Raw genomic sequence first — 15357 nt, forward strand, 5'->3', positions numbered from 1 at the left:
GAGTCAATCGGGTTCATACGGGCGATTATCTCCACTTAATCGTTCTTTTTTCTGCTTTTTTTGAAGTAAGAACGGAATAAAAAAATCCCCCGAATAGGGGGGAGTATAATAGTTTATCATAATGAAGCAATGAAATCTTCAATTTGCTCTTGAGTCTTCCGGTCCTTATTTACATATCGGCCGACCTCTTTTCCATCTTCAAATGCAATAAAGCTCGGTATTCCAAAGACATCCAGCTTTATGCACAGATCAAGAAATTGATCGCGGTCCACATAGATAAAGGTATACTCTTTATTTGCGGCCTCAATGTCACCTATAAATGGTTCGATGAATCTGCAATCCGGGCACCAATTTGCAGAAAATAAAAGCATCACTTTCCCATTTGACATCAATTCATTATAATGTTCCATACTTTCTAATTTTTTCATATCAAAATCATCCTCTCGAGTAGCCTCTTGTATGAGTTATCATACCCAAATCTACAGAGGATTGCTATTCTAACGTCACATTTTTAGTTTCCTTGCCAAGAATCAATACAGACAGCATCCCAATTATAATGGCAATGCTAAAAAGTAAGAAGATTTTATCAATAGATGTATGAGAAGCCAGTAAGTTTCCGACGGCAAGCGGGCCAAGGATACCTCCTATTCTCCCCACAGCTGCTGCCATTCCTGTGCCAGTCCCTCTTATAATAGTTGGATATTGTTCAGGTGAGTAGGCATAGAGCGCTCCCCAAGCTCCCAGGTTAAAAAAGGAAAGAAAACACCCTGAAATCATTAAGGCTGTTAATGTTTCTGCATTACCGAAGAAATAAGCACTTACAGCTGTTCCAAACAAATATGTAACCAATACAAATTTACGTCCAAATTTCTCTATAAACCAGGCAGCCGTGAAATACCCAGGCAATTGCGCCAAGGTCATCATAACAACATATTGGAAACTTTTTATGAGTGTAAAACCTTTCAAAATCATAACACTGGGAAGCCACAGAAACATCCCGTAATAGGAAAAGACAACACAGAACCACAGAATCCAGAGCATCAAAGTCTTTACCGCATAATCTTTAGTCCATAGTGTCTTAAGCGAATTTACGATTGAGATGGATTTCTTTTCCTTAACCATTTGAAACTTCTCAGAATCAGGTAGATGTATTCTTAAATAAATCGCATAAAAAGCAGGAAGTGCACTGATTAGTAAAGCAATTTGCCAGCCATAAGTTGGAATGACAAAGTATGAAATAAGCGCCGCAATCAGCCAGCCTGCAGCCCAAAAACTTTCAAGCAGCACTACGACTCTGCCTCTTCTCTCTGCAGGCACACTTTCCGACACCAACGTAGAAGCAACTGGCAATTCACCGCCAAGCCCCATTCCAATTAAAAATCTGAAAACCAGAAAAATAGATAAGCTTGTCGTCAAAGCAGAAAATCCGCTTCCTAAGGAAAATAATAATAGCGTAATAATTAATACATTTTTTCGGCCGATACGATCAGCCCAAATCCCAAACACTAAAGCACCTACTGCCATGCCGATAGAGTTCACACTTCCTATCCACCCCATTTGTTCTGAGGTTAAATTCCACTCCTTCTGCAGAGCCGCGATAATAAACGAAAGCATTCCAACATCCATAGCATCGAATAGCCAAGCGACCCCGGCAATCCCCAATAGTTTCCGTTCTTTTACCTTTCCCTTCCCCATTCATTGACCCTCCCCATCACAATCTCAATGAAAACTATTAAAATGAAATCTCTAATTTGTATATTAACTTCTGTCTTGACAGGTGTAAACAACTATTTAAATTATTTTCTAAAGAATAATACTCGTCTAAGTCTCTTTGATTCTACAAGGCTGTTATCTCATAGATTGTTCCTCCTGAATAAATAAGTTAATCACCATTCTGTGATATCGCCAGAATAAAGATAGCTTCTTAACTAAGGGCAGTGTTAATGTTTTATAAAGACATTTATTGTAGAAGGGGAATGTTATGAATAGAAAAATCCGTGTTTTTTTATTTGTTTTCTTCTGTTATTTATTGTGGCTATACTTCGCTATATATGAATCTTCAATTTATAACTGGTGGACAGTAAATGTGATAAAACACGCAACTGATGATACTGTTCAAATAGGTGTCTCATTAGTAAAGGTGTTTGTTGGTACGGTTATATTTACTCTTAGTGGATTTATATTCTATTTATTGTTGAGAAAGAGAAGTTAGTTCTTATTGACTAAGGGGGTTTTAGTTGAATATCCGAGATAGCAAAAACACTGCCTCTTTTTATGGCATTAGCAACAATCTTTACGAAAACATCCAATAGACATTCTCTAATAGGATAAACGGCTATTGAATACAAATAAGCTGGGAGAAAAATAGTTATAATTTATAAAGAAATCCCCTTTATCCTCACCACAAATATCTTCCATTCTGAAAAGGATATACACCGTTCATTGAAGAATTAATATGGAAGTAACTACAACATGCATAAAGATATAATCCTAACAGAATGGTTTTCACCCCATTATTCTGCTTTATTAGAAAGGCGGATTTATTTGTTAAACTCACTAAAATGTATTCAAGAAGTAAAGATAGGAAATACAAAGGTATTAAGAAATCATAAGTGGATACACTTTCTCTACCTTACAAAAGAACAACACGTAAATTTAGAGCAAGTAGAATCTTTAGAGAAATTGCCGCCAAATCCGGTTCTATCCTATGTAGAACGAACCCTTTGGTTATTGAACGAGATGAATCTTCCCATTAATGAAAGGTCAATTATTGAAGATGTCTTGATTTGGTCTGAGGTATCAAAAGGCGGGTTGAAGCACAAACGTAGAGAGTGGGAGAAAAAAGGATTCCAATTGGCCATTCATAATATTGGCTCAGCTCAAATTTATGCTGATGAACAAATGAACCTGCCGTTACACTCCCGCAATTTAGATAGAGAGGAACTTGTTTATCTTCTCATATTAACACATGGGTTAGCCGGTCAATTTATCAGAGGAGAAATCCATTATTCTCAATTCCGTCCCTTAATTTATTGGATTGAGGAACATAAAAACTTAGAATATAACATAGAAAGGATTCTCTATTCCCTAAATCAGTGTGTTATTCAAGCGGTTTCAGATCAGTTGTGGAACAACGTCCATAAGGAAGTAGAAGAAGTACTATCCTGGATAAACAAAGGTGAACAGGCAAAAGAGCTTCCCCTAAAAGAGCGGATGAGAAGATTAAGAAGATCTTCAATCCAGCGCGGGGAAAACTTCGATGATTTATACAATCAGTATTTTGAAAACAAACAATTAGAGAGATACATAGAGTTGTTCTTCAGTAAAATAGATATGTGGTATCTTGAATCTGCTTTACAAGAGTTTTCTTTAGAAGAGTTTTTGAAAATTTTCTTATTGATATTCCAGAAAATTAATCCCCTTACTATACAACAGGTTAGCTTTGAGTCTTTTATGAAGGATATTTACTATGATTACAAGGGGCAAAAAGTAATCAATCTATACAAAAAAAGAATTGTCGAGACATTCCTGAATGAGTTTACAATTGATGATTTACTAAAAGGAAAGATGCCTGTAAACGAACACGTTCAAATTCAAATTGAACCCTCAGACTTACTAGGTCAAATTGTAGGGGTTTATTTTAGTTATTCAAGTGCCGGTCAGAAATTAATTGAATTTTGCCAGGAAGCCGAAAAGTCTCCGATCTATGAAAGAGCAATTATCTTACTTTATGACTTTTTTGGTTTCAGGAAAGATGCCTTTGATCGCTTGCAGAATGAAGAAAACTATTTAACCGATATGAATAATGGTCAAGATCATAAAAAGGTCATATCTGATTTTGCTGTAGGGAAGGTAATGCTGGACATTGGAGCCGGCGGCGGTGTGATGCTTGATATCCTATCTGAAAATCACCCAGAAGCAACTGTAATCGGAATTGATATCTCAATTAATGTAGTAGAGGAATTAAACAGGCGAAAATTCAGGGAAAATAAATCATGGCACGTAAAACAGGCAAACGCCTTGGAATTAAAAGACTATTATGAGCCAGGAAGCGTGGATACCATTGTGTTTTCTTCTATCTTACATGAAATGTATTCTTATATTCCGTACAAAGGCAGGAAATTCAATCGAGATGTAGTTATCCAAGCACTGAAAAGTTCTTTTGAAGTATTAAACAAAGGCGGAAGAATCATTATTCGAGACGGAATTATGACTGAGCCTATAGACCAATGGAGACTACTCGAATTTGAAGACCCAAAGGGCATGGACTTCTTTATGAGATATGTTCATGACTTTAGGGGAAGGACTATCAATTATGAAAGACTGGAGAGTCTTCTTATCAAACTGCCTGTTAATGATTTAATGGAATTCCTCTATACGTATACTTGGGGAGAAGAGGCTTATCCACATGAGGTACAAGAACAATTTGGGTATTTTACTCCAAGTGAATATGAAGAAGTTATTCATGTATCTTTAGGTAAAGAGGCAAAAATTATAAAGCTTCATCATTATTTACAAAACGGATACGAAGAATTTCTTTTACCTAAAGTAAAAATTATGAATGAAAAAAGAGAGATTGTACCGCTACCGGACAGCACCTGTTTAATTGTAATTGAGAAAACATAAGACAAGAAAAGAGGAGAAATTATCTCTCCTCTTTTTATATGGCTGCTTTCGTAAGGATTTATATGGAAACAACTGCCTCCAGAAAGGAAGTGGCTGTACATCCGTAACTTTTATCCAGGAGCAGCAATCATGCGAAAGCCCGCTGAGTTGTAGAATCACCTTCTTCAATCAAAAGGTGATTTGGCTTTTGACTCTTAGTAGCTATGAGAGATCATATAGTATATTCCCAGCTCTTAATAGCCCTTAGAAAGGATAAAAACAAGCAACTACCCTTATTTGACAAAATTCGGCAGTCCTCAACGTTTTTAGCAGTATTTTTTTATCACCTATGTTATCATACTAGTAAAATCATAGATAAAGGTGAGAAATTACATGAAAAATAGTATTATCTCCCTCGTCGGGTTTATTATTTCGAAGCTCTTCTCTTCCAAAATAAAGAAACATGAAGAAATTCAGCGTCTATCAGAAGATGAAAAATACTAAGACTCCTAAACTCTCCTCATCACGACTTCTTTACTGTTAAATGATACTCATACTGACCAACTAATAATTCAATAATGTGCTCAAACATACGATCTCTTGTTATACGGCCGTTTGAGAATACACCAACAGCTCCTTCTGACTTCCTGATATCCTGTTTCTTTGTATATTCATCCATAACCGGCCCAAGCTCTCTGCCCGAGTATAACTCCTCAGCAATACTTTCCGGTAATTTGATACGTGCACCGCCACTGACAAAGCTTTTGCCTTCTTTCGTGACTAGTGCTCCCCAATTGCATATAAACAATCCATAAGGCGTTTTCACCACTCCGCCTTCAAGACCCAGCCCAAATTCAGCCTGAACTTCCTTCATCGCATTTCTTGCTCTATTTAAAGCACCCTCAATTGTTTCTTCATCCGAGAATGGCTGTTCATTTACCTCAGATGATACATTAACCGGAACAAGCTCAGCTGATAACTCCCGGCCCGCTAATTCTCCAGCCTTAATTTTCGCCGGATTTTTAGTGCCCAAAGCAATTTTAACCATTAATCTGCATCCTTTCTTTAAAAAAGAAGACAGATAGATGCCTCTGCCTTCTCAACTCTTTTATTAACCGTTTTGTTTAATCGTTTCAACGGTTGTTTTATCACAGCTTCTAACTAATTTAACCAATAATTCTTTTGCTGCAGCATAGTCATCAATATGAATAATGGAGGCATGCGTATGGATATACCGTGAACATATACCAATTACGGCACTTGGTATACCGCGATTTGTAATATGTACTTTCCCTGCATCTGTCCCCCCATTTGGAGCAACAAAATATTGATATGGAATATGATTCGATTCCGCAGTATCCAAGATAAATTCTCTCATCCCTTTATGCATGACCATTGTACGGTCATATATTCTAAGTAATGGACCTTTTCCGAGATAACCGAATACAGATTTACTGCCTGACATATCATTTGCAGGACTTGCATCACATGCAAAGAAGATATCAGGATCAATCATCGTCGCCGCTGTACCCGCGCCTCTCGTACCGACTTCTTCCATAACAGTAGCACCGCTGTATAGGATATTAGGCAATGTCTCATTTTGAAGCTCTTCCAGTAGTTCAATCGCCAATCCGCAGCCATACCGATTGTCCCATGCTTTTGCCAGAATTTTTTTAGGATTGGCCATTTGAGTGAATTCACTATATGGGATGATTTGCTGACCTGGTTTCACTCCCATTGCAATTGCATCCTCTTTATCATCAGCACCAATATCAATCAGCATATTACCGATTTCCATAGGTTTGGACCTTTGGGCCTCACTCAGCAAATGTGGCGGAATCGAACTGACAACACCGATAATAGGGCCTGATTCAGTATATACCTGCACTCTTTGTGCCAGCAACACCTGACCCCACCAGCCTCCAAGCGTTTGAAAACGAAGTAACCCCTCAGGAGTAATAGAGGTTACCATAAAACCAACCTCATCCATATGTCCGGCAACCATAATTTTTGGTCCTTGGTCATTTCCGCGTTTCACACCAAAAATACTGCCAAGGCCGTCCTGAATGATTTCATCTGTGTATTTGGATAATTCCTTTTTCATAAACGAACGAACTTCATGTTCAAATCCAGGTGCTCCTGGAATCTCGGTAAGAGTCTTAAATAAATCTAGAGTAGATTGCTTCATATATGTATCCCCTTTACCATGTTATTTTCTATAATCTCTATTCTCATTCTACAGAATCATACTTCCAAATACCACATACATGGAGTTTGTTGGTTAAAAGATGGCACTATTTAAGCTTAAAATGTATAATGAACGGGAATAGATTAACCAAGCAAATGTTAAATAACAGCTATTACCCATTTGATTGGAGGAATATAAGTGAATTGGAAAACATTTATTTCAGGTGTTGCAGCAGGATTTGCAGCAGGTTATGTCGTTAAAGAATTAACAAATCAAAGCAATATTACTTCTCCTGAAAAGATTTTGTCCACTATTAAAAGTACACTTGGACAAGGCGGAGAGACCATCAGAGGCTCATGGATTATGATGAAGCCTGAAAAGTATACAAAAAATGAATTGGATTATGATGTATACAAAGGTGGGCTTACAAAGCAAGAAGGCCTTGAATCTACGCAGTATGAATTTATAGCGGATGCAACAACAGGAACAATCATCGATTTTTACGAACAAGTACATTAATTAAAAATGGTAGAAGGAGGAAAATCACTTTTCCCCCTTCTATTTTTTTATTTCATTAGGCGTTTCAATAAGATAGTAGTAATTTTGAAGGAGAATTATATGTTTTCCCTATTTTATGCGCGAAATCAGGAATTATTGAGCGATTTCCCCTTTTTATGAGCGAAAGCAAGGTTTATTGAGCGATTTCCCCTATTTTATGCGCGAAAGCAGAATTTATCGAGCGAATTTCCCCTCTTATGAGCGAAAAAGATATTGATTGAGCGGGAATTTTAGATATTGGATGCCTCATAACCGCAGCATACCACCACATTAAACTAATAGCCCGTAAAAAAAAGCGCCGATAAGTCACCAACAAGTGACCTACCGGACAGCCTTTATTCTGGTCGATTTCGCTCAACTTTTTCGATTATTCCTTTTCCGTCTGCATCCCATTTGATGGCACGGTAAGCATAATCATGATAAAAAGTGAACCATGCTTTATTTTCAATTCCTTGTTTAATCCATTTCTCTTTTGCATGTATGGAATCCATCGGGTAATCATCATAAGCCAGCACCCATAGAGGATTCTGATGGGCATGCGTTGGCATAAGGTCTCCCATATGAATTAATTGTTGATTATTGTCCTCGAGCACGATAATGCTGTGACCGTCACTGTGGCCGCCTGTATGAATCATCCTCAGTCCTTCAGTGATTAATACTTCACCTTCAAATGTTTCGACCTGTGTAACAATTGGCTTCCAATTTTCTTCCCAGTAGGTATTACGGGAACGAATATTGGGATTCTGAAGTTCTTCCCATTCAATTTTCGAGGTATAAATCGTTGCCTCAGGAAATAGGCTGATCAATTCGCCTTCCTGATAACCAGTCAGCCCACAGGCATGATCAAAATGCATATGAGTCATCAGAATTGCATCGATATCCGAATAGGTCATTCCGAGCCTGCTCAAGGATTCCTCGAGCTTGGACTCTTCACTGACACCATAATTTCTAATTTGTTTTTCCGACAGCTTCCCTTTGCCGAGGCCAGCTTCGATTAAATAATTTTTATGATCTGTCTGTACTAAGATGGGGTCCGACCTTAACTCTATTTGGTTCAATTCATTAACAGGATAACGTTTTGACCATAATGGTTTCGGAACCACTCCAAACATGGCTCCACCATCCATATGAGTATCTCCGCCATTCAACCAGGTTAATGTAAACTTACCAAATTGCAAAGTTTCCATAATCTATAAGCCCCTTTTTATAAGTGTGTTGACAGATCAAAAAACCATAGGATTAAAAGGAGACTTCACAACGATAAATTGGATTGCCCTTTGCTGAAAATTTTTGTTCATATTCAGTCATAATATTGCCTTCCATATCACTGTTGTGTAAATCCAAGCTCACTTCATTTAATGTCATCCCATAATGCGAGAAGCTTACAAGTGAGTATTCAAATAATCCTCTGTTATCTGTCTTAAAATGAATTTCGCCATGCTCCGGCAAAATTCCTTTATATAGATCAAGGAATGTCTTATACGTCAATCTTCTCTTTTCATGACGTTTCTTAGGCCATGGATCAGAGAAATTCAGATAAACACGGGAAACTTCTCCCTCTGCAAAAATATTTGGAAGCTCTTCGGCATTCACATTCAGCAACTTCACATTTGGAAGATTAGATTCCAGCAATCGATCAAGTGCTGTAACAATCACACGCTCTGCCAATTCAATACCGATATAATTAATATCCGGATTTTGTGCAGCCATACCATTAATAAATTGTCCTTTACCAGTACCTACTTCTATATGAATCGGATTATTATTCCCAAACACTTCATTCCATGAACCCTTTTTAGTAGTCGGCTCCTGAATGCAATAATAAGGATTGGCCATTAGCTTATCCTTAGCCCATGGTTTATAACGTTGTCTCAAATTTGTGCACCTCCGCTAAAATACGTAAAAAAAGAGTAGCATAACATTTCATAAAATACCATGCTTATTAGTTAAAACATAATAAAAACCGGCATATGCCGGTTAAATATGAATAAATTTGGCTAAACTTTCACAACCTAAAATTGAATATGAAGAGAAGGGTTGTGGATAATTTGCCATTATCACAAAATCATCATTGGATGTTAGTAAAAGATATTTTAAATAATCATCAAGAAGATTGCTGCGGTTCACAATCAGAAGTTGAACAGCTTGAGAGAACTGTTAAATCCCTGATGGTTCAACCCGGTCTTGATGTAAATACAAAAGCTGTACTTGATGAGATTTACCAATACAGCCAAAGCGGTATACATGCCGCCAACCTGGAAAGTCATATAGAAGCACACCAGCAGCAACTCTCTGGCTGGGTTCGAGACATTGATCAATATTCCTGAGCAAATTTTAAATATTCGATATACCGGTTCATTTCATGCAACCGGTTTTTTCGTTTGTGCAAGACTATATTTTGTATAACCTGTGCAAGCACATGCCATTTCATCCTTAACTTAAGGTCTTCAGTGAGCTCTAATCCGTATTTGGATAGCCATTCCTTCCAATGCTCTTGTTTAACATAGGAATATAATAGCATACCGATATCCATAGCCGGATCTGCGATAATTGCACCGTCCCAATCAATCAAATATAGATCACCATTGTCAGAAATAAGGAGATTATTATGATTAATATCACCATGGCATACAACTTGCTGGTCACTGTTGACATCCTGTATATGTCTTTCCATAAATTCAATCGTATTTTGAATACTTGGATGATTTTCTAATTCCTTATCAAGGGAATTTTTTACGGACATTAGGATTTGTGTAGGTGTTTGGGCTGTCTTACCTAGGCGTCGAAGCATGTTTAATAAAGGTTTAGAAAGATGGATTTTCTGAAGCAATTCAGCAACCGCTTCTTCACTCATCTCAGTAGGATGTAATTCTCTACCATTCATCCATTCCTGAGCAGTAATCACGTCTCCATTTTCAAGCCTCTTGGTCCAGATCAGTTTTGGCACTATTCCTTCAGCGGAAAGCACAGCTAAAAAAGGAGACGAATTCCTTTTTAAAAATAGTCTTTGCTCATCATGCCTGGCAATAAACGCTTCACCTGTTGCTCCTCCGGCAGGGGTTATCTCCCACTCTTGCCCTAAATAATCCATGGTATTCACCTTCAATAATCTAATCTATTCTGGCATGGTTGTATGTAAAAATAAAAAAGACAGCCATTGACTGCTTTTTTCCAATAGCCATCTTATTAAATTTTAGTAGGTTAGGGACACATTCGTCAAGTGTTCCTGACTATTATTCCTGAACAAACACATATGTTCGCAAAGGTTCAAGGGTATAATCTCTTATGCTTTTCCTGATTATACGGTCTCCTTGTCCATCAGCACAACTATCACAAAGAATATCCCATTCAGTATCATTTGGCAGAGTGATTGCTGTTTCCTTTTCAGCATGGTGGAAGATTACTAAAATATTTTTCCAGCTTCCATATTCACCGACATTTTCATACATCAGGGCATGACAATTAACATGAATATCGACAATTTTCATATGTCTTTCTATTTCTTCACGTGTTCGAAAACGGAATGCACCATGGCTTTTTCGAATTTGTATCAAGCATTTTAAATAAGATATTGTTTCATCATGTTGCTCTCTTAGATCCCAATTAAGTTCATTTATCCAATCCGGTGAACAATAACTATTTTCGATTCCTTGTTTTGTTCTAAAAAATTCCTGTCCACTATGCAAAAATGGAATACCTTGTGAAAGCAAGACAATACTTGTAGCAAAACGATGACGGCGCTGCCTTAATTCATTTGACTCCAACCCATTAGCCACCTGAAGGCGATCCCATAATGTGTGATTATCATGACATTCCACAAAATTGACTGATTGTACCGATGTCAATGGATATTCGGTACCTGTATTGGTCACAAGCTCAAAGAAATCATGCGGCTCTACTCTTTTACCGGAAATATAGCCGATATCTTTTAAATCAAAATTACTTCCTTTAATCGTATCTCTAAAGCGATCATTAAAGAATCCAATACCCGTTAATTTATGAGCATTTGCAATCGTTGATTTTTGCTCAGCAGGGAGTGCTGTGTGTAAATCCCAGCCTTCTCCGATGAGAATGGCATCCGGTCTTATTTCTCTTACCACACGTTCTATTTCCTTCATCGTATCCAAGTCTAGTAAGCCCATTAAATCAAATCTAAATCCATCAACCTGAAAATACTCCAACCAATATTTAATGGAGGCTATAATGAATTTTCGGACCATAAATCGTTCTGATGCTACATCATTTCCACAGCCGCTGCCATTTGAAGGCATTCCGTTTGAATCATAGCGGAAATAATAGCCAGGTACGATTTTCTCAAAGTTAGACAATTCCTTTTGAAATACATGATTATAAACAACATCCAAAATAACGCCAAGTCCATTTTTATGAAGACTCTTAATCAATTCCTTTAATTCTTCTATTCGATTGAACGGCAGATGCGGATTTGTGCTGTAGACTCCTACTGGAGAATTAAAATGACGCGGATTATAACCCCAATTATACTCCTTACCAATGACTGTTTCATCAACCCCTGAGAAATCATTAACCGGCAAGAGTTCAATATGAGTAACTCCAAGTTCCTTTAAATAACTGATCCCGGTTGAATATCCTTTGTTTGTTTTCGTATTTTCTTCTGTAAACGCCAAGTATTTCCCCTTGGCATCCATGCCGCTGTTGTTATGATGAGAAAAGTCGCGTACATGTGTTTCATAGATAATTGCATCGACATGGCTGTCTAACGTGGGAATTTTATAGGAATGTCTTTCGATTTTTTCGGGATCTATAATAGCGCTGTATTGGCCATTTACAGAAACAGCCTTCGAATATGGGTCGGTTGCTTCTCTCCAAATATAATTGACACGAACCAAATAAGAATAAAAATAACCCTTTAAATCATTATGAATCGTTAATGACCATACTCCTCTTTCCCCCCGCTGCATCGCCACAGTTCCTTTTTCGGCCCCAAAATCATTGATTAGCTTAACCTTTACACTGGTAGCAGTTGGTGCCCATAGCTTAAACACTGTCTTTTCTTTTGTATAGACAGCGCCTAAATCATTTCCATCATAATGATAATGTTCATCAAATTCAGGAGTCCGGATTACTGCACCTGTCCGAAGTCCAAAGGCTATTCCTTTATCATCCTCTATTTGATACTCTTCACCGAGCGGTATTTCAAATGGAGCCGTACATATATATTTAATGTAATGCTCTATTCGAACGACCTCTTCAACCTTTAATACGCCAATTTTTTGACCTTCGAAATAAATCGTAAAGGTCGGGGTTTCGTTATCACGATAATTAAGTGGAATTAAGATGGTAATTTTGTTTAATGCGTCCAAAAAAGCTGAAAACCTATCTGAATACACAATACTCACTCTCCTAAAGCTGCAATATTTACTTTATGATGATGCATATTAACGACTACCTTATCATTGCCAATATAATCGCCATCTGCATGAATAAATGCTGGTTGCTCAGAAGAAAGTTTTATATTCTTCCCTTGTAATTCCTGTACTCCCCTTATTTTGAGATGGCCGCCCCAAACTACTGTGACGAACATAAGTATCAGTTTCCATTTGGAAATATTATGTACGATTATGATATGAAAAAGCCCGTCATCTGGTTTCGAGTTTGGTGAAATCTTTATTCCACCACCAAAATAGGGCTGATTGGATGTCGTAACAAGCCAAACATTTTTATAGTTGAGGTCCCGGCCATCTATCGAAAGAGAAACATCAATTGGTCTATATGTTAACCATTTAATAAAAAAGAAATATAAATAAACAAGCTTTCCAGCGCCTATTTTATTAAAGTAATATTTTGATTTCGACTCATTTACAGCTTTTGTAACTGCTGCATCCAATCCCATACCCAAACTGTTCATAAAATACCCTTGTTTGTCAGTTTTATAGGATCCTAGATCGATTGGTGTCATTTTTTCACTATTTAGACACAATTTTTTAAATGCTTTAGTCGGATTTTTATCAATCTGGTATCCTCTTGAAAAATCATTTCCGGATCCTGCAGGAATATAAGATATCCTGGCTTCTTTATATCCGACAGCACCATTAATGACTTCATGAATCGTCCCGTCTCCACCTACAGCAATAATTAACGAATCACTCTCCTTTTCCAAAATTTCTCTAGTGATTTTACAGGCATGTCCTTCATATTCTGTATACCTATATTGGTAATGGATATTTTCACGTTCTAGGTATTTTTTTACCTTTTTCCAAATTTTTAAGCTTCCCCTATTCTTCGCGGCAGGATTTATAATGAAATTGAACTTCTCCTTGCTCATTAAAGCTTCCCTATAAACCGCTCTCTCTATCAAGCTCCTCCAACTCCTCTTCCAAATCCATTCTAATAGTGTAGGCTGTACTGCAGTAGTCCAATAGAGCCTGACCTGACTTAAGCTGTTGGTTTTTTATAGGAGACTGATTATTACGTATGCCCTCAAACCATCTTGCATAAGAACGCTTGTCGATGATTATCTCTGTATGGATGGCATTTACATCATCGATATATCCATTACGACAAATGATTCCTTTCCTGATTGGCATATCAATCTCCTTGCTTTCTAAGATCCTCTTAATGATTCTTTCCATACGATTTATGGATATATACGGGTTTAACACTTTTTTGTCTGCCCGATTATGATGTTTTCTTGTCCAAAACCTTCCCCTGTCCGCCAAAAATACGGCATCCTCTTCTGCTTCAAGAAAAGTTAAGCACCATATTTCCGTAGGCGTCATAAGCAGAATATCCAATTCTACCGGTGCATTTTTAAACTGAAAGACAGGCTTGTAAAGAATTAAGCAGTTATCAGGAAAGCGTTGCAAAAAATAACGCAGTTTCTGGTCATATACATAATTGGCATTTACTACAGATTTTTCTCTTAAGGTTGAACTCGCCCATTTAAGCTGAAAATTAAAAATCCGATCTAAAAATTGCTGTTTTAAATCGCTCTCTATTCGTGGGGGGAATTTCAAAAACCGTCCCAATTCCTGTTCTCTGTTTGAAACAGTTTGCCCTTCATGAACGTGAAAAGGTTCGCTTTGTTCTCTTTTAGTAAATATCTTCTTAAACGTCTCCGAGAGAGTTCTCTTTTTAATGGGATCATCCTGATTTTGATATATCTCATTGTTTTCTCCGCCAATCAGCCAGTCATTGATATCTCCTTCTTCATAAGCCTGCTTTAGTTTAGTCCACTGCTGTTTTTTTAAGCGGACAAACTGAGAGGAATAATGATAAATATCCTGTTCATAACGGGATACATAATCCTGCAGTTTAATTAATTGTCCCATCCCGTTTCCCCTGCCCTTTTCTAGTCTCTTTAAAATCTATATGGTCATTTTAGATGTGCATAATCATGACCAATAAAGCCTTCATGTTTTAATCAATTCAACCTACCATTACGTTTATGAATATCTTACACCAATGGAAATTTAATGATCGGTTCATATTTAGGAATAGATTGGCTATTGGTTTGATATAGAACGAGATGCTGTACCTGAAATTCTGGTATAGATGGGAGAGAGTCTTCTAGTTGTCTTAGACTGTCTTTTTCCATTGCCTCCATACATCTTCTTGCTATCGTAGCATGCGGTGTAAACGGCTTTGTATCCAACTTAAAGCCGATACTTGTACAAGCATTCCATACGTTCTTCTGCACTTCATATAAGATCGGCTGTTTCCTCACATCTGCCCATAGAATTCTTGGCTGATTCACCATACCAAATGTACCCAATCCTTTAATCGTTAATGGAAATGAAACAAGTTGCTCTGCTCTTGACTTCAATAAATTCACAGCACCATCCAACATACTATGAGAGGCACTGCCAAGGAATGCTAAAGTAATATGATAATCGCTTGGATGAACCCAGCTTTTAAATGCATACATACGTTCTAATTCAGCAGCCCATTGGTGCAATGATTCTTTAATCTCCTTAGGTAATTCAATTGCAAAAAAATAATGATTCTGTCTATTCATCGGCCTATCT

General features: G+C 37.4%; 14 protein-coding genes. 3 read left to right on the forward strand and 11 right to left on the reverse strand.

The annotated features are described in order from the left end of the window. Positions 1–116: 116 nt before the first annotated feature. Complete coding sequence (locus FHY47_RS14830) at positions 117–428, reverse strand: thioredoxin family protein (RefSeq protein WP_148631029.1); 312 nt, start codon at positions 426–428, stop codon at positions 117–119. Between the two features lie 64 nt (positions 429–492). After that, positions 493–1695, reverse strand: a complete 1203-nt coding sequence (locus tag FHY47_RS14835; protein ID WP_139892784.1) for an MFS transporter — start codon at positions 1693–1695, stop codon at positions 493–495. 777 nt (positions 1696–2472) lie between these two features. Here FHY47_RS14835 and FHY47_RS14845 point away from each other — a divergent pair. After that, the gene (locus FHY47_RS14845; protein ID WP_262366026.1) at positions 2473–4626 is read left to right on the forward strand and encodes a class I SAM-dependent methyltransferase; all 2154 of its coding nucleotides are present in this window, start codon (positions 2473–2475) and stop codon (positions 4624–4626) included. Between the two features lie 502 nt (positions 4627–5128). Here the strand turns inward: FHY47_RS14845 and FHY47_RS14850 are convergent. Next, on the reverse strand, positions 5129–5653 hold the full coding sequence (locus FHY47_RS14850; protein ID WP_066109087.1) for a DUF84 family protein: 525 nt from the start codon (positions 5651–5653) through the stop codon (positions 5129–5131). Positions 5654–5716: 63 nt separating this feature from the next. Beyond that, positions 5717–6793 (reverse strand): M42 family metallopeptidase, encoded by a 1077-nt coding sequence (locus FHY47_RS14855; protein WP_066109090.1) that lies wholly within the window; start codon positions 6791–6793, stop codon positions 5717–5719. A 198-nt stretch (positions 6794–6991) separates the two neighbouring features. Between FHY47_RS14855 and FHY47_RS14860 the strand changes: the two genes are divergently transcribed. Next, positions 6992–7312 (forward strand): hypothetical protein, encoded by a 321-nt coding sequence (locus FHY47_RS14860; protein WP_139892783.1) that lies wholly within the window; start codon positions 6992–6994, stop codon positions 7310–7312. 374 nt (positions 7313–7686) lie between these two features. On the opposite strand, the gene FHY47_RS14865 is transcribed toward FHY47_RS14860, so the two are convergent. Continuing rightward, positions 7687–8538 carry a YtnP family quorum-quenching lactonase gene (locus FHY47_RS14865; RefSeq protein ID WP_066109096.1) on the reverse strand — a complete coding sequence of 284 codons (852 nt, stop codon included), beginning with the start codon at positions 8536–8538 and terminating at the stop codon, positions 7687–7689. 52 nt (positions 8539–8590) lie between these two features. After that, a complete protein-coding gene (gene trmB / locus FHY47_RS14870) occupies positions 8591–9226 on the reverse strand; it encodes a tRNA (guanosine(46)-N7)-methyltransferase TrmB (protein ID WP_066109099.1) in 636 nt (211 codons plus the stop codon). 149 nt (positions 9227–9375) lie between these two features. On the opposite strand from trmB, the gene FHY47_RS14875 reads away from it, so the two are divergent. Further along, complete coding sequence (locus FHY47_RS14875; RefSeq protein WP_077248185.1) at positions 9376–9678, forward strand: YtzH-like family protein; 303 nt, start codon at positions 9376–9378, stop codon at positions 9676–9678. Here FHY47_RS14875 and FHY47_RS14880 read toward each other — a convergent pair. From FHY47_RS14880 to thpR, 5 genes are all read right to left on the reverse strand, one after another. Continuing rightward, positions 9666–10442: a phosphotransferase family protein gene (locus FHY47_RS14880; protein WP_066109102.1), complete on the reverse strand. Its 777-nt coding sequence runs from the start codon at positions 10440–10442 to the stop codon at positions 9666–9668. The genes FHY47_RS14875 and FHY47_RS14880 overlap by 13 nt on opposite strands. 142 nt (positions 10443–10584) lie before the next feature. Beyond that, entirely contained in the window at positions 10585–12720 is a 2136-nt protein-coding gene (gene pulA / locus FHY47_RS14885) for a type I pullulanase (RefSeq protein WP_175354318.1), read from the reverse strand. 5 nt (positions 12721–12725) lie between these two features. After that, positions 12726–13655, reverse strand: coding sequence for a diacylglycerol/lipid kinase family protein (locus tag FHY47_RS14890; protein ID WP_148631032.1), 930 nt, complete (start codon positions 13653–13655; stop codon positions 12726–12728). A gap of 10 nt (positions 13656–13665) precedes the next feature. Next, on the reverse strand, positions 13666–14661 hold the full coding sequence (locus tag FHY47_RS14895) for an NERD domain-containing protein (protein ID WP_066109106.1): 996 nt from the start codon (positions 14659–14661) through the stop codon (positions 13666–13668). 125 nt (positions 14662–14786) lie between these two features. Then, a complete protein-coding gene (gene thpR, locus FHY47_RS14900) occupies positions 14787–15347 on the reverse strand; it encodes an RNA 2',3'-cyclic phosphodiesterase (RefSeq protein ID WP_066109270.1) in 561 nt (186 codons plus the stop codon). Positions 15348–15357: the final 10 nt, after the last annotated feature.

This window comes from Bacillus sp. E214, assembly GCF_008087365.1.
GTDB lineage: Bacteria > Bacillota > Bacilli > Bacillales > Pradoshiaceae > Pradoshia.